Below are 22,027 nucleotides of genomic sequence, written 5' to 3'. Positions count from 1 at the left end.
CCCAGCACCGGGCTCGTGGTGTGTCATGGGTGGGTACGACCGGCGTACACGGCGGGGAGAGGCGAGCGATGACCACGGCGGACAGGCCCAGGGTCGTGCTGGGCGTCAGCGGCGGGATCGCCGCGTACAAGGCGTGTGAGCTGCTGAGGCGTCTCACCGAGTCCGGACATGAGGTCCGTGTGGTGCCGACCGCCTCGGCGCTTCAGTTCGTCGGCGAGGCCACCTGGTCGGCGCTGTCCGGCCGGCCGGCGAACACCGAGGTGTGGGAGTCGGTCCACGAGGTCCCGCATGTGCGCATCGGCCAGTCCGCCGATCTTGTCGTGGTCGCCCCCGCCACCGCCGACCTCCTCGCCAAGGCCGCCCACGGGCTCGCCGACGATCTGCTGACCAATACGCTGCTCACCGCGCGCTGTCCGGTCGTCTTCGCCCCCGCCATGCACACCGAGATGTGGGAGCACCCCGCCACCCGGGAGAACGTGGCCACTCTGCGCCGCCGTGGCGCACTGGTCATCGAGCCCGCCGTCGGGCGGCTGACCGGGGTGGACACCGGCAAGGGACGGCTGCCCGACCCCGAGCAGATCTTCGAGCTCTGCCGCCGGGTGCTGGACCGCGGTGAGCGCGCCGGTGAGCGCGACCTCGCCGGACGCCATGTGGTGATCAGCGCGGGGGGCACCCGTGAGCCGCTGGACCCGGTGCGCTTCCTCGGCAACCGCTCCACCGGCCGCCAGGGCTACGCCCTCGCCCGCGCCGCCGTCGCCCGGGGCGCCCGGGTGACCTTGGTCTCGGTCAACAGTGAGCTGCCCGATCCCGCCGGTGCCGATGTGGTGCGCGCGGGCACCGCCGCCCAGCTGCGGGAGGCGGTCCTGAAGGCCGCCGCGGACGCCGACGCCGTGGTGATGGCCGCCGCCGTCGCCGACTTCCGGCCCGCCCACTACGCCCAGGGCAAGATCAAGAAGCGGGAGGGCGCCGAGCCCGAGCCGCTCGCCCTGGTACGAAATCCGGACATTCTCGCGGAGATCTCCACGGACTGCGCCCGCTCCGGTCAGATCGTCGTGGGCTTCGCCGCCGAGACCGACGATGTGCTGGCCAACGGCCGCGTCAAGCTGGCACGCAAGGGCTGCGATCTGCTCGTGGTGAACGAGGTGGGGGAGCACAAGACATTTGGCTCCGAGACCAATGAGGCCGTTGTGCTCGCGGCCGACGGCGGCGAGACCCCCGTTCCGCACGGCCCCAAGGACGCCCTCGCCGACACCGTCTGGGATCTGGTGGCGGCCCGGCTGACCTGACCGGCGCGGACCCGCCGGTGACGGGCGCCCGATCGGGCCATGACACCTTCCCGCGGGGCCGCCCTGGCTGATTTTCCGCGGTCGGCGAGGTATGTTCCAGGTCACGGCCTGCCCGTTCTGTGGGACGGGGATGCTCGTCCGGCCCGCGTGCCGGATAAACTGGCCGAGGAATCGCACCGGGCGCAGCCCCCGAGCGGTCCCGCCCATGATCAGCCAGCAGCCGCTGCAACCCCAGGGAGCGATGTGTCCCGCCGCCTGTTCACCTCGGAGTCCGTGACCGAGGGTCACCCTGACAAGATCGCTGACCAGATCAGCGACACCATCCTCGACGCCCTCCTCAAGGAGGACCCGACCTCCCGGGTCGCGGTCGAGACCCTGATCACCACCGGCCTGGTGCATGTGGCCGGCGAGGTGACGACCAAGGCGTACGCCCCGATCGCGTCGCTCGTCCGCAACAAGATCCTCGAGATCGGCTACGACTCGTCGAAGAAGGGCTTCGACGGCGCCTCCTGCGGTGTCTCGGTGTCGATCGGTTCGCAGTCGCCCGATATCGCCCAGGGCGTCGACTCGGCCTATGAGCTCCGGGTCGAGGGTGCCGCCGCAGGTGAAGAAGAGGACGAGCTGGACAAGCAGGGCGCCGGTGACCAGGGCCTGATGTTCGGCTACGCGTGCGACGAGACCCCCGAGCTGATGCCGCTGCCGATCAACCTGGCGCACCGGCTCTCCCGCCGGCTGTCCGACGTCCGCAAGAACGGGACCATCCCCTACCTGCGCCCGGACGGCAAGACCCAGGTCACCATCGAGTACGACGGCAACAAGGCGGTCCGGCTGGACACCGTCGTCGTCTCCTCGCAGCACGCCTCCGATATCGACCTGGACTCGCTGCTCGCCCCCGACATCCGCGAATTCGTCGTCGAGCATGTGCTGAACGAGCTGGTCGAGGACGGCATCAAGCTGGACACCGAGGGCTACCGCCTGCTGGTCAACCCCACCGGCCGCTTCGAGATCGGCGGTCCGATGGGTGATGCCGGTCTCACCGGTCGCAAGATCATCATCGACACCTACGGCGGGATGTCCCGCCATGGTGGCGGCGCCTTCTCCGGCAAGGACCCGTCCAAGGTCGACCGCTCCGCCGCCTACGCGATGCGCTGGGTCGCCAAGAACGTCGTCGCCGCCGGGCTCGCCCAGCGCTGCGAGGTCCAGGTCGCGTACGCCATCGGCAAGGCCGAGCCGGTCGGTCTCTTCGTCGAGACCTTCGGCACCGCCGCCATCGACGCCGAGAAGATCGAGAAGGCCATCTTCGAGGTCTTCGACCTGCGCCCGGCCGCGATCATCCGCGACCTCGACCTGCTCCGCCCGATCTACGCCCAGACCGCGGCCTACGGCCACTTCGGCCGTGAGCTCTCGGACTTCACCTGGGAGCGCACCGACCGCGTGGACGCCCTCCGCGCCGCCGCGGGGCTGTAAGCCCCCCTCGGTCCTTCGGAAGGCCCGGCGCCCCGGCAGGGGTGGCCGGGCCTTCCGACGTCCGGGCCCTTCGGCGTCCCGGGGGCGGGCCATGGCCCGTAGCGAGATCTCCGTGTCCGTGCCGTCTGCTAAGACTTGAGCTGTGAGCAGCGAGAACGAGGGGTCGAAGCCGGACGCCGAGGCGCAGCCGCCCGGTGGGGAGCAGCTCGCGCTCATCCGGGAGTCCGTACGCAAGGCCAAGGTGCCGCGGGCCAAGCCGCGCACCTGGCGGGGGGCGGCGCTGGCCGCGGAGCTGCCGGTCGCCAAGGTCCTCGTCGACAAGGGCCCGGTGCACCTGGACAAGCTGTGGGACTACGCGATTCCGGCCGAGATGGACGCCGGGGCCCGGCCCGGGGTGCGGGTGCGGGTGCGGTTCGGGGCCGGTACGGGCAAGGTGCGCGAGGGGCGCCGGGAGGGCGGCGGACTGCTCGACGGCTACCTCATCGAGCGGGTCGCCGAATCCGACTACCGAGGGCCGCTGGCCGCCGTGGCCCAGGTGGTCTCCCCGGAGCCGGTGCTCGGCCCCGGACTGCTGGCGCTGTGCCGGGCGGTCGCCGACCGCTACGCCGGATCGCTCGCCGATGTCCTGCAGCTGGCCATACCCAAGCGCAACGCCCGCGCGGAGGGCGAGCCGTCACCGCCGCCGCTGCCCCCGCCGGAGCCGCCCGCGCCCGGGAGCTGGGCGCGCTATCCGGCCGGGCCCGGGTTCCTGGAGGCGCTTGCGCGCGGCGACCGGCCGCGGGCGGTGTGGACCGCGCTGCCCGGACCGCACTGGCCCGGCGAATGGGCCGCCGCCGTGACCGCCACCCTCGCCTCCGGCCGCGGCGCCCTGATCGTGGTGCCGGACGGGAAGACCGCCGCCCGGGTGGACGAGGCGCTCACCGGCGCGCTCGGCGGCCCGGGGCGGCATGTGCTGCTCACCGCCGAGCTCGGACCCGAGGAGCGCTACCGCCGCTGGCTGGCGGTGAGCCGGGGCGCCGTACGGGCCGTGGTGGGCACCCGGGCGGCGATGTTCGCGCCGGTCCGTGAGCTGGGCCTGGTGGGGATCTGGGACGACGGGGACCAGAGCCACAGCGATGACCATCTGCCGCTTCCCCACGCCCGCGATGTGCTGCTGCTGCGCTCGGTCCAGGAGCGCACCGGCGTTCTGCTGGGCGACCTCGGCCGCACCGTGGAGGCCGCGCAGTTGGTGGAGAACGGCTGGGCGCGGCCCCTGGAGGCCGGGCGTGAGCAGGTCCGCGCCGCCGCGCCGCTGATCCGGACGGTCGACGAGGGCGAGGTGGCGCGGGACGCCGAGGCCCGCGCCGCCCGGCTGCCCACGCTCGCCTGGCAGACCGTGCGCGAGGCGCTGACCCGCGGCCCGGTGCTGGTGCAGGTGCCGCGCCGGGGCTATGTGCCGCGGCTGGCCTGTGAGCGCTGCCGGGAGCCCGCGCGCTGCGCCCACTGCTCGGGTCCGCTCCAGGCGCGGGACGCGGAGCGGCTGGAGTGCGGCTGGTGCGGACGGCCGGAGACGGGCTGGCACTGTACGGCCTGCGGGGGAGCGCGGCTGCGGGCGAGCGTGGTCGGTGCCCGGCGCACCGCCGAGGAGCTGGGCCGGGCCTTTCCCGCCGTCCCGGTGCGTACCTCCGGCCGGGACCATGTGCTGACCACGGTGCCCGACCGCCCGGCCCTGGTGGTGAGCACCCCGGGCGCCGAGCCGGTGGCCGAGGGCGGCTACGCGGCGGCGCTGCTGCTGGACGGCTGGGCGCTGCTGGGCCGCCCCGATCTGCGGGCGGGCGAGGACGCGCTGCGCCACTGGCTGGAGGCGGCCTCCCTGGTGCGCGGACACGGCGAGCGCGGCGGTGCGGAAGGGGGCGGGACGGTGGTGGTGATCGCCGAGCCCACGCTGCGTCCGGTCCAGGCCCTGGTGCGCTGGGATCCGGCCGGTTACGCGGCGCGGGAGCTGGCCGAGCGGGCGCAGCTCGGTTTCCCGCCGGTCTCACGGATGGCGGCGGTGTCCGGTCCGGCGGAGGCGGTGGCCGAGCTGATCGCGTCGGCGGCGCTGCCGGAGGGGGCGGAGATCCTCGGCCCGGTACCGCTGCCGGTCACCGAGCCGGGCCGCCCGCGCCGCCCCGGCGATCCTCCGCCGGGCGAGCCGTGGGAGCGGGCGCTGATCCGGGTGCGCCCCGGCCGGGGCGGCGAGCTGGCCGCGGCCCTGAAGGAGGCGAAGGCGCGCCGCCTGGCCCGGGGGGAGAAGGACCCGGCGGTCCGGGTGGATCCGCTCGAGATCGGCTGAGGGCCGTCCCGCCCGAGGGTGTCGGCGATCCGCGGGGGAGAGCGGCCCGTTGAGGACGGCCGACCGAGGGGGTCTGCCGGACCGAGGGGTCTGCCGGAGGGAGCCGGGGCCTGCCGAAGGGGTCGGCCTCGGGTGGCCGACCGGTGGACGGTCAGCCGTTGCGCGGACTGGGGAACGCGCTCGGGCGGGCCTCTTCGCGCAAGCTCGGGCGGGGCTCTTCGCGCAAGGGCGCGGGCTGTGGCGGCCCGGAGCGTGCGGCGGGGACCGAAGGCAGCGTGGGGGTGGGCAGCGCGGTGGGCCCGTCCGGACGGGCCACCGGGGCCTCGCCGCCCTCGCCCGGGGTCGGCGCGGCGGCCCGGCGCGCGCCGTAACGGCGGTGCACCGCCTGCTTGGTGACGCCCAGTGCCGAACCGACCGCGTCCCAGGAGAAGCCGAGCGAGCGGTCGAAGTCCACCGCGGCCGTGACCAGCGTCTCGACGCTGTCCCGCAGCTCCTGGGCCAGCCGCACGGTGGGGGCCGGGGCGCGTCCGTAGACCACGAAACCGGCGGACGGGCCGGTGCGCCGCGGACGGTAGACGTTGCCGAGCTGGGCGGTGAGCGTACGCAGCGCGTCCACCTGTCGGCGGACCCGCTCGATGTCCCGGACCAGGAGGTGCAGGCTGGCCCGTGCCTGGGCGTCGTGGGTTGCGTGGTCGGCCATGAACAAGCCTCTCGAACCGGCGTGGAAGGGGAACGGTGGTGGGGGGAACTGGGGTCGGGGGAGTCCAGAGGTGACGATGGGTCGGGGGAGACACATCGGGCCGCTGCCGCGGCCCGAGGAGGTCAATCTCTCTTGACCAACGCGGCACCCGCCCGTCGGTCACGGTCCGGGGCGTGCGGGCGTCGGGCCGTACGCCCCCTGAGCCGCGGACCATAGACTGAGTCGCCGTTTCCGCTGTGTGAGAGGTAGTTCGCCACCCATGAGGCTCGTCTTCGCCGGTACCCCCGAGGTCGCACTGCCCGCCCTGGACGCGCTGATCGCGTCGGACCGGCATGAGGTGGTGGCCGTGGTGACCCGTCCCGACGCCCCCGCCGGGCGCGGCCGTCGGCTGGTGGCCAGCCCGGTCGCCGAGCGGGCCGTGGAGTCGGGGATCGAGGTGCTCAAGCCCGCCAAGCCGCGGGATCCGGACTTCCTGGCCCGGCTGAGCGAGATCGCGCCGGACTGCTGCCCGGTGGTGGCGTACGGGGCGCTGCTGCCCAAGGCGGCACTCGAGATCCCGGAGCACGGCTGGGTCAATCTGCACTTCTCACTGCTGCCCGCGTGGCGCGGTGCCGCTCCGGTGCAGCACGCGGTGCTCGCGGGCGACGAGGTGACCGGGGCAGCCACCTTCCAGATCGAGGAGGGGCTGGACTCCGGGCCGGTGTACGGGGTGGTCACCGAGGACGTCCGGGCCACCGACACCAGCGGCGATCTGCTGACCCGGCTGGCCTTCGCCGGGGCCGGGCTGCTCGCCGCGACGATGGACGGTATCGAGGACGGCACCCTGCGCCCGGTACCGCAGCCCTCCGAGGGCGTCTCGCTCGCGCCGAAGATCAATGTGGAGGACGCGGAGATCGACTGGACCGCGCCCGCGCTGCGCGTGGACCGGGTGGTGCGGGCGTGCGCCCCGGCGCCCGGAGCGTGGACGACCTTCCGCGAGGAGCGGCTGAAGGTGGTGTCCGCGGCGTTGGTGCCGGACCGTACCGAGCTGGAGCCGGGTGCGATGGCGGTGACCAAGAAGGCGGTCTACGTGGGCACCGGCAGCCATGCGGTGGAGCTGAGCTGGGTCCGTCCGCAGGGCAAGAAGCCGATGCCGGCGGCCGACTGGGCCCGTGGGGTGCGGATCGCCGAGGGGGAGCGGCTGGGGGCGTCGTAAGGCGCGGAGAAGATACGGCGTAGCCAAGGAAGGTACGGCGGCGCGGAGCGTTCGGCCGGTGCGCCGGGCGCCGCCCGGCGCGTTGGAGGTGCCGCGAACGCGGCCGCGCCACGACGCGCCGCCGCCTCGCGGGGAATGATTGACCTCAACCTTACTTGAGGTTTTACCGTCCCTGGTGTGCCGCCGGTTCCGGATCAGCCGGTCTCACGGGGGCGGCACCCCACACCTCGGAGGTGCGCGATGGACATGGAAGTCACCGCCTGGCATTCCCTGCACCACGCCTCGAACGCCAGCGATGACCGACGTCCCTTCTCCCGCGCGACACTGCGCCGCATCGGGGCGTTCGCCCGGCCCCACCGCCGCCCACTGCTGCTGTTCCTGGTGCTGAGCACGGTCACGGCCGCGCTCGCGGTGGCGACACCGCTGCTGGCGGGCCGGGTGGTGGACGCGATCATCCACCGCTCGGGGCAGGGCACCGTCCTCGGACTTGCCGGGCTCATCGCCGTGATCGCGGTGGCCGAGGGGGCCCTCGGCCTGCTGACCCGCTGGCTCTCCTCGAACATCGGCGAGGGACTGATCCTCGATCTGCGCACCGCGGTCTACGACCACGTCCAGCGGATGCCGGTGGCCTTCTTCACCCGTACCCGTACCGGCGCCCTGGTCAGTCGGCTCAACAACGATGTCATCGGCGCGCAGCGGGCCTTCAGCGACACCCTCTCCGGTGTGGTCGGCAACGTGGTGACCCTGCTGCTCACCCTGGTGGTGATGATCGGCATCTCCTGGCAGGTCACCCTGCTGGCGCTGCTGCTCCTCCCGCTCTTCCTGCTGCCCGCCCGCCGCGTCGGCGGCAGGCTCGCCGGACTGCGGCGCGAGGCGGCCGCCCACAACGCCGCGATGAGCACCCGGATGACCGAGCGGTTCTCCGCCCCCGGCGCCACCCTCGTCAAGCTCTTCGGACGGCCCGCCGACGAGTCCGCGGAGTTCGCCGCCCGGGCCGGCCGGGTGCGGGACATCGGGGTGCGCACCGCGATGGTCCAGGTCTCCTTCGTCACCGCCCTGACCCTCGTCTCCGCGCTGGCCCTCGCCCTGGTCTACGGCCTCGGCGGCTACTACGCGCTGAACGGACGGCTCGACCCCGGCGCCGTGGTCTCGCTCGCCCTGCTGCTCACCCGGCTCTACGCCCCGCTGACCTCACTGGCCGGAGCCCGCGTGGAGGTCATGAGCGCGCTCGTCAGCTTCGAGCGGGTCTTCGAAGTGCTCGACCTCAAGCCGCTGATCAGCGAGAAGCCGGACGCCCGGGAGGTCCCGGAGGGGCCGGTGTCCGTCGAGTTCGACCACGTCGGCTTCGGCTACCCGGCCGCCGACAAGGTGTCCCTCGCCTCCCTGGAGGAGGTGGCCTCGCTCGACACCCGCGGCGGTGTCCAGGTGCTGCACGAGGTCTCCTTCCGCGCCGAACCCGGGCAGATGGTCGCCCTCGTCGGCTCCTCCGGCGCGGGCAAGTCGACCCTCGCCCAACTGCTGCCCCGGCTCTACGACACCGACAGCGGGGCGGTGCGGCTGTCCGGGGTGGACGTCCGCGACCTCACCGCCGCATCCCTGCGCACCACGCTCGGCATGGTCACCCAGGACGGCCATCTCTTCCACGACAGCATCCGCGCCAACCTGACGCTTGCCCGGCCGGAGGCCACCGACGAGGAGCTGTGGGAGGTGCTGCGCAGGGCCCGGCTGGCAGGGCTGATCGCGGCCCTGCCGGACGGACTGGACACCGTCGTCGGCGAGCGCGGCTACCGGCTCTCCGGCGGTGAGCGCCAGCGGCTGACCATCGCCCGGCTGCTGCTGGCCCGCCCCCAGGTGGTCATCCTCGACGAGGCCACCGCCCATCTGGACTCCACCTCCGAGGCGGCCGTGCAGGAGGCGCTCGCCGAGGCCCTGGAGGGACGCACCGCGGTGGTCATCGCGCACCGGCTGTCCACCGTACGGGCCGCCGACCTCATCCTCGTCGTCGAGGACGGCAGGGTCGTGGAGCGCGGTACCCACCCCGAACTGCTCGCCGCCGACGGCCGCTACGCCCAGCTGTACCGGACCCAGTTCGAGCGGCCGGGCGGCGAGGCCGGACCGGCCGCGGACGGTGCGCGGACCGTGCCCACCCCGGCCGCGTAGGCTGGTCCTTTCCCGCCCCATCCGCCACCGGAGCACATGTCCCGTGACCGACCAGCCCCGTCGTCGCCCCCGCCGTACCCCCGCACCCGGTCCGGCGCCCGGAAACCCCGGCCGGGGCGGCAAGCCCGGCCGGACCTACCGCCGGCCGCAGAAGGATCCCGTACGGATGCTCGCCTTCGAGGCGCTGCGGGCCGTCGACGAGCGGGACGCGTACGCCAACCTCGTCCTCCCGCCGCTGCTCCGCAAGGCCCGGGAGGACGAGGGGTTCGACGCCCGGGACGCCGCGCTCACCACCGAGCTGGTCTACGGCACCCTGCGCCACCAGGGCACCTACGACGCCATCATCGCCGCCTGTGTGGACCGTCCGCTGCGTGAGGTCGACCCGCCGGTGCTGGACGTCCTCAGCCTCGGCGCCCACCAGCTGCTGGGCACCCGCATCCCCACCCACGCCGCCGTCTCCGCCAGCGTCGAGCTGGCCCGGGTGGTACTCGGCGACGGGCGCGCCAAATTCGTCAACGCGGTGCTGCGCCGGGTCGCCTCCGACGGCCTCGACGGCTGGCTGGAGCGGGTCGCCCCGCCCTACGACGAGGACCCCGAGGCGCATCTCGCCGTCGTCCACTCCCATCCGCGCTGGATCGTCTCCGCGCTGTGGGACGCGCTCGGCGGTGGCAGCGCCGGGATCGAGGACCTGCTCGCGGCCGACAACGAACGGCCCGAGGTCACTCTCGTCGCCCGGCCCGGCCGCGCCACCCCGGACGAACTGCTGGCAGCCGTCGGCGAACAGGCCGAGCCCGGCCGCTGGTCCCCGTACGCGGTGCGGCTCACCGAGGGCGGGGAGCCCTCGGCGCTGGACGCCGTACGCGAGGGGCGTGCCGGGGTCCAGGACGAGGGCAGCCAGCTGGTGGCCCTCGCGCTGGCCCACGCCCCGCTGGACGGGCCGGACCGGCGCTGGCTGGACGGCTGCGCGGGCCCCGGCGGCAAGGCCGCGCTGCTCGCCGCGCTCGCCGCCCGGCGGGACGCCACACTGCTCGCCGCGGAGAAGCAGCCGCACCGCGCCCGGCTGGTGGGCCGCGCCCTCGCGGGCAACCCCGGCCCGTACCAGGTGATCGCCGCGGACGGCACCCGGCCGCCGTGGCGGCCGGGCACCTTCGACCGGGTGCTGGTCGACGTCCCGTGCACCGGGCTCGGCGCACTGCGCCGCCGCCCCGAGGCCCGCTGGCGGCGCAGCCCCGACGACCTGGCCGGATTCGCCCCGCTCCAGCGAGGACTGCTGCGCGAGGCGCTCACCGCGGTGCGGATCGGCGGCGTGGTCGGCTACGCCACCTGCTCACCGCATCCGGCCGAGACCCGGGCCGTGGTCGAGGACGTCCTCAAGGGCCGGGGCGGCCCGGCGGCCACGGCCGAATGGATCGACGCCCGCCCCCTGCTGCCCGGCGTCCCCGCACTCGGCGACGGCCCCGACATCCAGCTGTGGCCGCATCTGCACGGCACGGACGCCATGTACCTGGCCCTGCTGCGCCGCACCGGCTGAGGTCACTTGCCGGGCGCCGCCGGCAGGGTCTCCTGTGGGCTCTCGGTCGGGGTGAACCGGGTTCCGCGGGCGCCGGGGTTGAGGTCGCGGTGGACCGCGCGGGAGACCGCCTCGATGGTGGAGACCCCGGTGTCCATCGCGGAGTTGTCCTGGGTGAGCACCGTGATCGTGTAGTCGTGGGAGCCGCCGGTGAAGGCCCCGACGCTGTGCACCCGCCAGCCGTGGGTGTTCCGCTCCAGCCAGCCGTTCTTCACCTGGACCCGCGCCCCGTCGGGGGCTCCGGCCGGGGTGCCCCAGCGCTGGGAGGGGATGACCTTGCCCATCAGCTTGAGGATGTAGGCGCGGGAGTTGTCGCTGAGCACCCGGTTGTGGTGGGTCACCAGCTCCAGCAGCTTCTCCTCGTTGTTGGCGGTGATCCGGGTGAGCCCCCAGTAGCCGTCGCGGCCGGGGACGGTGCGGTTCATTCCGGCGGCCCGGACGAACGCGCCGACCTTGCCGCGGCCCAGCTTCCGCCACAGCTCGGTGGTGGCGTCGTTGTCCGACTTGGTGATCATCTCGGTGGCGAGATCGGACTCGTGGCCGGTCAGATGCCGGTGGTGGTTGCCGGCGTCCCACAGCAGTGTGGCCAGCACCGTCACCTTGACCACGCTCGCGGAGTCGAACTTCTGGTCCGCGCGCAGGGTGCAGACCGTGCCCGTGGTGTGATCGCGGAGGCTGACCGCGGCGGTGGCGGACTTGTCCCGCAGCGCCGCGGTGATGTCACGGGAGAGCTTGTCGGCCAGTCCTGCCCGGTCGGAGGTGCAGACCGCCCGTGGCGCGGCGGCGGCCGCCGACCCCGCCCCGGCCGCCATGGGCGCGAGCACGGCCGCGGCCAGTGCCACGGACAGCGCTGCGCGGGGGCGCCGGGGTATTCGGTGTCGCGTCATCGTCGTAGGCCCATTTCCCTTGGTATGTCGCTGGTGCCGAGCGCACATCGGGTGCGCCCGACTCACATGACCCCCATGCGACAGCCAAGGGTTGTCTCGTATGTGTTCATGCTTTCGCATGGACAGGATTTCGCATGTCGTGAGTCCCCGCGATCATCCCGGCTCCCAGGACCGGCTCCGGTCGTGGGAGGCTGGGGACATGGCCGCGCAGATCAATCCCAGCATCCTGTCCGCCGACTTCTCCCGCCTCGCGGACGAGGCGAAGGCGGTCGAAGGCGCCGACTGGCTCCATGTCGACGTGATGGACAACCACTTCGTCCCCAATCTGACCCTGGGCGTGCCGGTGGTCGAATCCCTGGGGAAGGCCACGGACATCCCGCTGGACTGCCATCTGATGATCGAGGACCCGGACCGCTGGGCCCCGCGGTACGTCGAGGCCGGGGCCGGTTCGGTGACCTTCCATGTGGAGGCCGCGGCGGCGCCGGTGCGGCTGGCGCGCGAGATCCGGGCCAAGGGCGCGCGGGCGTCGATGGCGCTCAGGCCCGCCACCCCGATCGAGCCCTACGAGGACCTGCTGCCCGAGCTGGACATGCTGTTGGTGATGACCGTGGAGCCCGGTTTCGGCGGTCAGGCATTCCTCGACATCATGCTTCCCAAGATCCGCCGCACCCGTGAGCTGATCGCCAAGCACGGTCTGGAGCTGTGGCTCCAGGTGGACGGCGGGGTCTCCGCCTCGACCATCGAGCGCTGCGCCGAGGCGGGCGCCGATGTCTTCGTGGCCGGTTCCGCGGTCTACGGCGCCCAGGACCCGGCCAAGGCCGTCGAGGAGCTGCGCGCCCTGGCCGAGAACGCGCCGGGCGCCACCGGACTGTGCGGCCACTCCACTACGGGGCGGTGAACGGAAGGGTAAAGGCCGGACCAACTCCACCGTTTCTGACAGGATGAACGGTGAGTCCAGAACAGTGACAAGTGAGGAGACCGCGGTGTCGACGGGCCGTTCAGCCACGCGGATGGGACCCGCCGAACTGGTGCAGGCGGCGGCCATGGCGCGCCGCTTCTACCTCGAGGGCAAGTCCAAGATCCAGATCGCCGAGGAATTCGGCGTCAGCCGCTTCAAGGTGGCGCGCGTCCTGGAGACCGCGCTCGAGCGCGACCTGGTGCGCATCGAGATCCGGGTCCCCGCCGAGCTCGACGCCGAGCGCTCCGACGCGCTGCGCGCCCGCTACGGCCTGCGGCACGCGGTGGTCGTGGAGTCCCCGGCCGACGCCGAGGCCGACACCCCCGACCCGGAGAACCTGGGCGAGGTGGCCGCCGACCTGCTGGGCGAGCTGGTCACCGAGGGAGATGTGCTGGGGCTGGCCTGGGGACGCTCCACGATCCATATGGCCGCCGCACTGCACCAGCTCCCGCCGTGCACCGTCGTCCAGCTCACCGGTGTGTACGACGCGGGCACCGCCGAGCGCGGCTCGGTGGAGGCGGTCCGCCGCGCCGCCGCCGTATCCGGCGGTGAGGCCCACCCCATCTACGCGCCGATGCTGCTGCCCGACACGGCCACCGCCGACGCGCTGCGCGGCCAGACCGGGATCGCCCGGGCCTTCGAGTACTTCGACAAGGTCACCGTCGCGGCCGTCTCCATCGGCTCGTGGGAGGCCGGTATCTCGACGGTCTACGACATGCTCAGCGAGGAGGAGCGGGCCCATTACGCCGGGCTCGGCGCCGCCGCCGAGATGTCCGCCCACCTCTTCGACACCGAGGGCCGCCGGATCGGCCGCGACCTCGGCGAGCGCTGTATCACCGTCGAGGCGGACCGGCTGCGGCGGATCCCCGAGGTGGTGGCCATCGCGGGCGGCGGCCGCAAGGCCGCGGCGATCGGCGCGGTCCTGCGGTCCGGTCTTGTCACCAGCCTGGTGACCGACACGGCCGCCGCCGACCATCTGCTGCTGGAGACCGGCCCGGGTCCGCGTCCCGCCCTGGACCGCGCCGATCCGGACGGTCCGTAACCTCCGCTCCACCCGGCGTTCCGACCCGCGCGCGGATTCGGACGATCCGACCACCGGGGCCCGGTACGGACTGGATGATCGTCCGGGCCCCCGCGCCGGTGGTGCCATGGGAGAATGAAGTACGTGCGTTTTCCTCGGCTTCCTGCGTCGAGGGCTGATTCCGAACGACTGGGAAGTTGAGCACGTGCGTTTCCTGAATGATCTGAAGCCCCCGTACGACCTGACCTACGACGATGTGTTCATGGTCCCGAGCCGCTCCGCGGTCGGTTCCCGCCAGGGGGTGGATCTGAGCTCACCGGACGGCTCCGGCACCACCATTCCCCTTGTCGTCGCCAATATGACCGCGATCGCGGGCCGCCGGATGGCGGAGACGATCGCCCGCCGCGGCGGTCTTGTGGTCATCCCCCAGGACATCCCGATCGACGTGGTCATCGATGTGGTCCGCTGGGTCAAGTCCCGCCATCTGGTGCTGGACACCCCGATCGTGCTCGCGCCCACCGGGACCGTCGCCGACGCGCTGTCCCTGCTGCCCAAGCGGGCCCATGGCGCGGGTGTGGTGGTCGAGGACGGCCGCCCGGTGGGCGTGGTCACCGAGTCCGACCTCACCGGTGTCGACCGCTTCACCCAGCTCTCCGAGGTCATGTCCCGCGAACTGCTGCTGCTGGACGCGGATATCGACCCCAGTGAGGCCTTCACCCGCCTCGACACCGCGCACCGCAAGCTGGCCCCGGCCGTCGACGCCGACGGCCGCCTCGCCGGCATCCTGACCCGCAAGGGCGCGCTGCGCGCGACCCTCTACCAGCCCGCCGTGGACGCGGCGGGCGGGCTGCGGATCGCCGCCGCCGTCGGGGTCAACGGCGATGTGGAGGGCCGCGCCAAGGCCCTGCTGGACGCCGGGGTGGACACCCTCGTGGTGGACACCGCCCACGGCCACCAGGAGTCGATGATCAGCGCCCTCAAGGCCGTTCGCGCCCTCGGCCCCCGGGTGCCGGTGGTGGCGGGCAACGTGGTCGCCGCCGAGGGCGTGCGCGACCTCATCGAGGCCGGTGCCGATATCGTCAAGGTCGGTGTCGGACCGGGCGCGATGTGCACCACCCGGATGATGACCGGCGTGGGCCGCCCGCAGTTCTCCGCGGTGCTCGAATGTGCCGCCGAGGCGCGGAAGTTCGGCAAGCACGTCTGGGCCGACGGTGGTGTCCGCCATCCGCGCGACGTCGCCATGGCGCTGGCCGCCGGAGCCTCCAACGTGATGATCGGCTCCTGGTTCGCGGGCACCTACGAGTCGCCGGGCGACCTCCAGCACACCGCCGACGGACGGCCGTACAAGGAGAGCTTCGGGATGGCCTCCGCGCGCGCCGTGCGCAACCGCACGAGTGAGGAGTCGGCCTACGACCGCGCCCGCAAGGGGCTGTTCGAGGAGGGCATCTCCACCTCACGGATGTTCCTCGACCCGGCCCGCCCGGGCGTCGAGGACCTGATCGACTCGATCATCGCGGGCGTCCGCAGCTCCTGCACCTACGCGGGCGCGAATTCCCTGGCGGAGTTCCACGAGCGCGCCGTGGTCGGCGTCCAGAGCGCCGCGGGCTACGCGGAGGGCAAGCCGCTGCACGCCAGCTGGGACTGACACCCGAGCCCCAAGAGACAGGTGGCCCCCACTCGGCTCGGGTGAGTGGGGGCCACCTGTCGGGCGTCAACTGCCGTGTGTCACCGCGGCATCCGCTGCTCGCCGCGGGTGCGGGGCAGTGCGTGACGCGGTGGGCTGTTGAGCGTGATCTGCCGTACCAGCTGGTGGAACGAGACCAGCGCGGCCACCGGCGGCAGACCGGCGACCGCCATGCTGGCCGGGTTCTTGGGCGCGTGGGCGACGCACAGGAAGACCGCGATGACGGAGAAGAGCACCACCACGGCCCATGAGTGCGCGGCTCCCCGCCGGTGCAGCGCGGCCCGCAGCACCGACAGCGAGGCGACCAGCCACGGTCCGTAGACCAGCAGCGGCCACCACGCGGCCATGGACTCCGAGGTGCTGGGGGAGGCCAGATAGCGCAGCGGGGGATAGGAGATCATTCCGCCCAGCACGCTCAGCATGGCGACGATGACCGTCGTGACCGCCGCGAACAGCAGGCTGGTCAGCTGGACCCAGGGCATCGTCGGCAGCCGGAAGCGCACCCGGCGCCGCTTGCCGCGGCCGCCGCGGGCCGGTGCGTGGGAAGGGGGCCGGAGCGGCCCGATGGGGTGCTGCGGCGCCTCGGGGGAGGACGTCTGGAGCAGCCGTGCCAGATCCCCTTCCAGGTCCCAGCGGCCCTCGATGGTCTCGGGGTCCGGGAGGGGGAAAGGATTCATCTCGTATTCGACGCCCACGTCGTACCGCTCTCCGGGAACGGACGCGTGGTGGTGGCCGGTGGGTGGGGGCCCGTAGCCGCCCGGCCTCGGCTCGGTGTACGTCATGCCTTGAGGCCCGGTTCCGCGGAGCCGGAGCGCTGGAGGAAGTCGGCCTCGATCCGGTTGAGCGCGCGGAGGAAGTCCTCCCACACCCGCGAACAGTATTCGAGCGGGTAGCGTTCCTCCTCGCCGCCGTGGTCCCGGGCCCGGAACACGGGTTCGGGACGGAGCGCTGAGTGTTCGGGCGGTTGCAGGCTGTCAGTGGTCACGTCCCCACCAACGACCGCTAAAATGGTGCAGTATCGCGGCATTCGGGTGAATCCCGCGCTCACTCTCGCAGTCGCCCGCAACAATTCCCCGTCGCACGCCCCCGCGCGCAACGTTCATCCAGTCATGCGCAAGGGTGGTGCATTACGGCCGTGGGCGGACGGCTCGTAGGGTCTTGCGCTGACGTGGAGTGGCGGGGACCGACTGCTCGGCGATTCCCACCTGCGGGTTTGTCTTCGGGCAGCCGCATGTCCGCCGTCGGTCGTCGTCACCCTGACCGGCAGTGAGAAATAAGGAGCCACCCAAGTGTTGGAGCACGGCGCAGCCCCGCCCACGACCCCGCGCCCGGAGCCAGAGCCTCCGACGGCCGGGTTCGGCGCCCGGCTGATGCGGCGCAAGCCCGTGGAACGGCTGGTCGCGGAGGGCGGACAGGGCGCGGGCGGATCGTTGCGGCGTTCGCTCGGAATGTGGCAGCTGACCATGATCAGCATCGGCGCCACCCTGGGTACCGGCATCTTCGTGGTGCTCGGCGAGGCCGTCCCGGACGCGGGGCCCGCGGTCACCGTGTCGTTCGTCATAGCCGGGCTGACCGCCCTGTTCTCGGCGCTGTCCTACGCGGAGCTCGCGGGCACCATCCCGGTCGCCGGATCCTCGTACTCGTACGCCTACGCCACCATGGGCGAGCTCATCGCCTGGGTGTGCGGCTGGTGTCTGATCCTGGAGTACGGCGTCTCGGTGGCGGCGGTCGCCGTCGGCTGGGGCGAGTACCTCAACGAACTGCTCGACGGCACCCTCGGCATCACCATCCCCGACGCGCTGTCCGCCCCGCCCGGTGACGGCGGGGTCTTCAATCTGCCCGCGCTGCTGGTGGTGCTGCTGTCCATGGCCTTCCTGCTGGGCGGCGCCAAGGAGAGCGCGCGGGCCAACACCATCATGGTCGGCGTGAAGATCGCGGCCCTGATCCTGTTCTGCGCCGTCGCCTTCACCGGTATCCGGGCGGGCAACTACACCCCGTTCATGCCGCTGGGCATGGCGGGCGTCAGCGCCGCGGGCGCCACCCTGTTCTTCTCCTACATCGGCTTCGACGCCGCCTCCACCGCCGGTGAGGAGGCCAAGAACCCGCAGCGTGACCTGCCCCGCGCGATCATGCTCTCGCTGGTCATCGTCACCGCCCTGTACTGCCTGGTCGCGGCGGTCGCCGTGGGCGCGCTGCCGTGGAAGCAGTTCGACGGCTCCGAGGCGGCGCTCGCCGGGATCATGGAGAAGGTCACCGGGCAGAGCTTCTGGGCCGTGCTGCTGGCGGCCGGGGCGGTCGTCGCCATCGCCTCCGTGGTGCTGACCGTGCTCTACGGCCAGACCCGCATCCTCTTCGCGATGTCCCGCGACGGCCTGGTGCCCAAGGTGTTCTCCGCGGTCCACCCCCGCACCGGTGTGCCGCGCGCCAACACCGTGATCGTCTCGCTCTTCTGCGGCGTCCTGGCCGCCGCGATCCCGCTGGGTCAGCTCGCCGACGCCACCAGCATCGGCACCCTGTTCGCCTTCGCGCTCGTCAACATCGCGGTGATCGTGCTCCGCCGGACCCGGCCCACCATGGAGCGCACCTTCCGGGTGCCGCTCTCGCCGCTGTTCCCGGTGATCGGCTTCGCGCTCTGTCTGTGGATGATGGGCAGTCTGGAAGTGGTGACCTGGGTGGTCTTCGGTGTCTGGATGGCCGTCGGGCTTGTGCTGTACTTCGGATACGGCATGCGCCGATCCCGACTGGCCACAGCAGAGAAGTGACTCCCCCGCAGTGCGACTGAACGACCTCGACGAACGCATCGTCCACGCCCTCGCCCAGGACGCCCGCCGCAGCTACGCCGATATCGGCGATCTGGTCGGCCTGTCCGCCCCCGCCGTCAAACGGCGGGTGGACCGTCTGAGGAGCGAGGGGGCCATCACCGGTTTCACGGTGCGGGTCGATCCGGCGGCGCTCGGCTGGGAGACCGAGGGGTTCATCGAGCTCTTCTGCCGCCACAACACCTCACCCGAGGACATCCGCCGCGGTCTGTCGCGCTATCCCGAGGTGGTGTCCGCGTCGACCGTCACCGGCGACGCGGACGCCGTCGTCCAGGTCTTCGCCTCCGATATGCGCCACTTCGAACGGGTGCTGGAGCGCATCGCGGGGGAGCCGTTCGTGGAGCGCACCAAGTCGGTGCTGGTGCTCTCGCCGCTGCTGCGGCGGTTCAGCTCCGGCGCTCCGGCCTGATCCGGACGGGGAACGGAAGGCGTCACCGGCCCGTGCGCAACATATCGCCGCCACGGGCCGGAAACGCGTAATGAATCGACGGCAGATGCGCAACGGACGTGCCTTGTCGATGGTTCTCGGCCACACGTACCGTTTCTGGTGTCCGCTTCCTCCCCCTGGATTCCCAAGGTCTGCCCATGCCGCCGCTGCGTACCGCCCTGCTCCAGAGCTCCGGTCACCCCGGCGACCCCGCCCGTAACCTCAAGGCCCTCGACGCGGCCGCCGAGCGTGCCGCGGCCGACGGGGCCGGGCTGCTGATCACCCCGGAGATGTTCCTCACGGGCTATGCCATCGGCGACCGGATCCAGGAGCTGGCCGAGCCCGCCGACGGGCCCGGCGGACAGGCCGTGGCCGCCATCGCCGCCGCGCACGGCCTCGCCGTCCTCTACGGCTACCCCGAGCGCGACCGCACCCGGCCGGAGACCGTCCACAACTCGGCCCGGCTGGTCGGCCCGGACGGTGCCGAGCTGGCCAACTACCGCAAGACCCATCTCTTCGGCTGCTTCGAGCGCGACGCGTTCACCCCCGGTGACACCCCCGTCGTCCAGGCCCGGCTGGGCGGGCTCACCGTCGGCATCCTGATCTGCTACGACGTGGAGTTCCCGGAGAACGTCCGGGCCCACGCACTGGCCGGAACCGATCTGCTGGTGGTGCCCACCGCGCAGATGCACCCCTTCCAGTTCGTGGCCGAATACCTCGTACCGGTACGGGCCTTCGAGAGCCAGATGTATATCGCCTACGTCAACCGCACCGGTCACGAGGGCGAGTTCGACTTCGTGGGGCTGAGCTGTCTGGCGAGCCCCGACGGCACCACCCGTACCCGGGCGGGCCACGGCGAGGAGCTGGTCATCGGCGACGCCGACCCCGGGCTGCTCACCGCCTCGCGCACCACCAACCCCTATCTGCGCGACCGCCGCCCCGGGCTCTACGGCTCGCTGACCTGAGCCCCGGCGCCCGCCTCCGCCCCGCCCATAGTCCCGCGTCCCCCCACGCGCACACCGCACCACCGCAAGGAGTCCGTACCGATGACGTCCATGCCCACCGCCGTGCCCGGCGAGCACGAGCCGCAGCAGGCCGACGCCCTCCCGCCCATCACCATGATCGGGCCGGACTTCCCCTACGCCTATGACGACTTCCTGGCCCACCCGGCGGGTCTGGGCCAGATCCCGGCCACCGAGCACGGCGCCGAGGTCGCGGTCGTCGGCGGCGGTCTGTCCGGCATCATCACCGCGTACGAGCTGATGAAGATGGGCCTCAAGCCCGTCGTCTACGAGGCCGACCGGATCGGCGGACGGCTGCGCACCGTCGGCTTCGAGGGCTGTGACGCGTCGCTGACCGCCGAGATGGGCGCGATGCGCTTCCCGCCGTCCTCCACCGCGCTCCAGCACTACATCGACCTGGTGGGGCTTCGGACCCGGCCGTTCCCCAACCCGCTGGCGCCCGAGACCCCCTCCACCGTCGTCGACCTCAAGGGCGAGTCGCACTACGCCCGCACCATCGACGACCTCCCGCAGGTCTACCGCGAGGTCATGGACGCCTGGAACGCCTGCCTGGAGGAGGGCGCGGACTTCTCCGATATGAACCGCGCCCTCCGCGAGCGGGACGTACCGCGTATCCAGGAGATCTGGTCGCGGCTGGTGGAGAAGCTGGACAACCAGACGTTCTACGGCTTCCTCTGCGACTCCTCGGCCTTCACCTCCTTCCGGCACCGGGAGATCTTCGGCCAGGTCGGCTTCGGCACCGGTGGCTGGGACACCGACTTCCCCAACTCCATCCTGGAGATCCTCCGCGTCGTCTACACCGAGGCGGACGACCACCACCGCGGCATCGTCGGCGGCAGCCAGCAGCTTCCGCTGCGGCTGTGGGAGCGCGAGCCCGAGAAGATCGTCCACTGGCCGCAGGGCACCTCGCTGTCGTCCCTGCACCACGGTGAGCCGCGGCCGGCCGTGACCCGGCTGCACCGCGCCGCGGGCGACCGTGTCGTGGTCACCGACGCGCACGGGGACATCCGCTCGTACCGGGCCGTCGTCTTCACCGCGCAGTCCTGGATGCTGCTCTCCAAGATCGACTGCGATGACTCGCTCTTCCCGATCGACCACTGGACGGCGATCGAGCGCACCCACTACATGGAGTCCAGCAAGCTCTTCGTCCCGGTGGACCGTCCGTTCTGGCTGGACGAGGCCGTCGACGACAAGGGGGAGCCCACCGGGCGCGACACGATGAGCATGACGCTCACCGACCGGATGACCCGCGGGACCTATCTGCTGGACGACGGCCCGGACCGGCCGGCGGTCATCTGCCTCTCGTACACCTGGTGCGACGACAGCCTCAAGTGGCTGCCGCTGTCGCCGAACGAGCGGATGGAGGTCATGCTCAAGTCCCTTTCGGAGATCTATCCGAAGGTGGACATCCGCAAGCACATCATCGGCAGCCCGGTCACCGTCTCCTGGGAGAACGAGCCCTACTTCATGGGCGCGTTCAAGGCCAATCTGCCCGGCCACTACCGCTACCAGCGGCGGCTGTTCACCCACTTCATGCAGGACCGGCTGCCCGCGGACCAGCGGGGCATCTTCCTCGCGGGCGACGACATCTCCTGGACGGCCGGATGGGCCGAGGGCGCCGTACAGACCGCGCTCAACGCGGTGTGGGGTGTGATGCACCAGTTCGGCGGCGCCACCGACGCCAAGAACCCGGGGCCGGGCGACCGTTACGACGAGCTCGCGCCGGTGGAGCTGCCGGAGGACTGAGCGGATCGGATCCGCCCCCGCCAGGACTGACCTGATCAGGGCGCCGGTCAGGACGGGAGGGGAGTGAGCAGAAAGCGCCCGACCAGGCCCACGCTCGCGTCGACGCGCTCGGTGAACTCCTCCGCCAGCTCAGGGAGTCCGCGCAGCCCCCACAGGGCGCGGAACGCCGCCCACGCGGCGTCCCGCGCCCGGTCCAGGCTCCAGGAACCCACCAGATGGGTCAGCGGATCGGCCACGTCCAGCAGATCCGGGCCGGGCATCAGCTCCTCCCGGATCCGCTCCTCCAATCCGGTGAGCAGGGCGCCGATCCGGTCGAAGTCCCCTTCCAGCGCGGCCGGTTCCGCACCCCGGGCGCGGCAGGTGTCCACCAGCGCGAGCGCCAGGTCATGGCCGATATGGGCGTTGATCCCGGCCATCGCGAACTGCACCGGACGCACGTGGGGATGGAGCCGCAGCTCGAACAGCGGCCGCCAGCACGCGGGCGGCCGACGCCCCACCGCCACCGCGTCCACGGCGGCCAGATAGCGCCCGGCGAAGCGTACGTCCAACTCCTCGGTGGCGGCCGCGTCCTGGAAGTACCCGGCCGCGAGCTCCCGGCCCACCTCCTCGGTGACCGTGAGGTACACCCGGTTGAACACCGCCACCCCGTCCCGGGGCGGCAGCACCGCGCCGAACGCGCGCATCCGCGCCACGACGCTCTTCACGTTCCGCGGCGGTGCGGGCCGCGCGCCGGTCGGCATCGTCATGGACGCAAGCGTGGCAGTCCGGCCC

General features: G+C 72.5%; 18 protein-coding genes. 13 read left to right on the top strand and 5 right to left on the bottom strand.

Annotated elements, in window-relative coordinates; genetic code table 11:
• Window positions 1–68: 68 nt before the first annotated feature.
• The 3 genes from coaBC to AB0C66_RS30580 all read left to right on the top strand — a co-directional run bounded on the left by coaBC (window position 69) and on the right by AB0C66_RS30580 (window position 5,067).
• Window positions 69–1,286: a bifunctional phosphopantothenoylcysteine decarboxylase/phosphopantothenate--cysteine ligase CoaBC gene (coaBC, locus tag AB0C66_RS30590; RefSeq protein ID WP_362445775.1), complete on the top strand. Its 1,218-nt coding sequence runs from the start codon at window positions 69–71 to the stop codon at window positions 1,284–1,286.
• A 243-nt stretch (window positions 1,287–1,529) separates the two neighbouring features.
• Complete coding sequence (gene metK, locus AB0C66_RS30585) at window positions 1,530–2,753, top strand: methionine adenosyltransferase (RefSeq protein ID WP_362445773.1); 1,224 nt, start codon at window positions 1,530–1,532, stop codon at window positions 2,751–2,753.
• 142 nt (window positions 2,754–2,895) lie between these two features.
• The gene (locus tag AB0C66_RS30580) at window positions 2,896–5,067 is read left to right on the top strand and encodes a primosomal protein N' (RefSeq protein WP_362445770.1); all 2,172 of its coding nucleotides are present in this window, start codon (window positions 2,896–2,898) and stop codon (window positions 5,065–5,067) included.
• A 151-nt stretch (window positions 5,068–5,218) separates the two neighbouring features.
• Here AB0C66_RS30580 and AB0C66_RS30575 read toward each other — a convergent pair whose 3' ends face one another.
• A complete protein-coding gene (locus AB0C66_RS30575; RefSeq protein WP_362445768.1) occupies window positions 5,219–5,767 on the bottom strand; it encodes a hypothetical protein in 549 nt (182 codons plus the stop codon).
• Window positions 5,768–6,026: 259 nt separating this feature from the next.
• Between AB0C66_RS30575 and fmt the strand changes: the two genes are divergently transcribed.
• The 3 genes from fmt (at window position 6,027) to AB0C66_RS30560 (ending at window position 10,653) form a co-directional block, all read left to right on the top strand.
• Window positions 6,027–6,962 carry a methionyl-tRNA formyltransferase gene (fmt, locus tag AB0C66_RS30570; protein ID WP_362445765.1) on the top strand — a complete coding sequence of 312 codons (936 nt, stop codon included), beginning with the start codon at window positions 6,027–6,029 and terminating at the stop codon, window positions 6,960–6,962.
• 240 nt (window positions 6,963–7,202) lie between these two features.
• Window positions 7,203–9,122 carry an ABC transporter ATP-binding protein gene (locus AB0C66_RS30565; protein WP_362445762.1) on the top strand — a complete coding sequence of 640 codons (1,920 nt, stop codon included), beginning with the start codon at window positions 7,203–7,205 and terminating at the stop codon, window positions 9,120–9,122.
• A gap of 43 nt (window positions 9,123–9,165) precedes the next feature.
• Entirely contained in the window at window positions 9,166–10,653 is a 1,488-nt protein-coding gene (locus AB0C66_RS30560) for a transcription antitermination factor NusB (RefSeq protein WP_362445759.1), read from the top strand.
• Between the two features lie 2 nt (window positions 10,654–10,655).
• On the opposite strand, the gene AB0C66_RS30555 is transcribed toward AB0C66_RS30560, so the two are convergent.
• A complete protein-coding gene (locus AB0C66_RS30555; protein ID WP_362445756.1) occupies window positions 10,656–11,579 on the bottom strand; it encodes a serine hydrolase in 924 nt (307 codons plus the stop codon).
• A gap of 199 nt (window positions 11,580–11,778) precedes the next feature.
• Between AB0C66_RS30555 and rpe the strand changes: the two genes are divergently transcribed.
• The 3 genes from rpe to AB0C66_RS30540 all read left to right on the top strand — a co-directional run bounded on the left by rpe (window position 11,779) and on the right by AB0C66_RS30540 (window position 15,203).
• Complete coding sequence (rpe, locus tag AB0C66_RS30550; protein WP_362445753.1) at window positions 11,779–12,477, top strand: ribulose-phosphate 3-epimerase; 699 nt, start codon at window positions 11,779–11,781, stop codon at window positions 12,475–12,477.
• Between the two features lie 112 nt (window positions 12,478–12,589).
• Complete coding sequence (locus AB0C66_RS30545; protein WP_254742598.1) at window positions 12,590–13,579, top strand: sugar-binding domain-containing protein; 990 nt, start codon at window positions 12,590–12,592, stop codon at window positions 13,577–13,579.
• Window positions 13,580–13,763: 184 nt separating this feature from the next.
• Window positions 13,764–15,203, top strand: coding sequence for a GuaB1 family IMP dehydrogenase-related protein (locus AB0C66_RS30540; RefSeq protein WP_362445750.1), 1,440 nt, complete (start codon window positions 13,764–13,766; stop codon window positions 15,201–15,203).
• 80 nt (window positions 15,204–15,283) lie between these two features.
• Here the strand turns inward: AB0C66_RS30540 and AB0C66_RS30535 are convergent, their stop codons facing one another.
• Entirely contained in the window at window positions 15,284–16,024 is a 741-nt protein-coding gene (locus tag AB0C66_RS30535) for a DUF2637 domain-containing protein (RefSeq protein ID WP_362445747.1), read from the bottom strand.
• Window positions 16,021–16,227, bottom strand: a complete 207-nt coding sequence (locus tag AB0C66_RS30530) for a hypothetical protein (RefSeq protein ID WP_362445744.1) — start codon at window positions 16,225–16,227, stop codon at window positions 16,021–16,023. The genes AB0C66_RS30535 and AB0C66_RS30530 overlap by 4 nt, the downstream gene beginning before the upstream one ends.
• A gap of 304 nt (window positions 16,228–16,531) precedes the next feature.
• On the opposite strand from AB0C66_RS30530, the gene AB0C66_RS30525 reads away from it, so the two are divergent.
• From AB0C66_RS30525 to AB0C66_RS30510, 4 genes are all read left to right on the top strand, one after another.
• Window positions 16,532–18,004 (top strand): amino acid permease, encoded by a 1,473-nt coding sequence (locus AB0C66_RS30525; RefSeq protein ID WP_362445741.1) that lies wholly within the window; start codon window positions 16,532–16,534, stop codon window positions 18,002–18,004.
• 10 nt (window positions 18,005–18,014) lie between these two features.
• Window positions 18,015–18,470, top strand: a complete 456-nt coding sequence (locus AB0C66_RS30520; protein WP_362445739.1) for an Lrp/AsnC family transcriptional regulator — start codon at window positions 18,015–18,017, stop codon at window positions 18,468–18,470.
• 176 nt (window positions 18,471–18,646) lie between these two features.
• Window positions 18,647–19,453, top strand: coding sequence for a carbon-nitrogen hydrolase family protein (locus AB0C66_RS30515; RefSeq protein ID WP_362445736.1), 807 nt, complete (start codon window positions 18,647–18,649; stop codon window positions 19,451–19,453).
• Between the two features lie 81 nt (window positions 19,454–19,534).
• Window positions 19,535–21,256 (top strand): NAD(P)/FAD-dependent oxidoreductase, encoded by a 1,722-nt coding sequence (locus AB0C66_RS30510; protein WP_362445733.1) that lies wholly within the window; start codon window positions 19,535–19,537, stop codon window positions 21,254–21,256.
• A 47-nt stretch (window positions 21,257–21,303) separates the two neighbouring features.
• Here AB0C66_RS30510 and AB0C66_RS30505 read toward each other — a convergent pair whose 3' ends face one another.
• Window positions 21,304–22,002 carry a DUF5995 family protein gene (locus tag AB0C66_RS30505; RefSeq protein ID WP_362445730.1) on the bottom strand — a complete coding sequence of 233 codons (699 nt, stop codon included), beginning with the start codon at window positions 22,000–22,002 and terminating at the stop codon, window positions 21,304–21,306.
• Window positions 22,003–22,027 lie beyond the last annotated feature (25 nt).

Origin of the sequence: Streptomyces sp. NPDC048636, assembly GCF_040650655.1 — a bacterium.
Classification (GTDB): Bacteria; Actinomycetota; Actinomycetes; order Streptomycetales; family Streptomycetaceae; genus Streptomyces.
The sequence above is the reverse complement of the archived record's forward strand: the minus strand, read 5'-3'. Positions and strand labels throughout refer to the sequence as shown.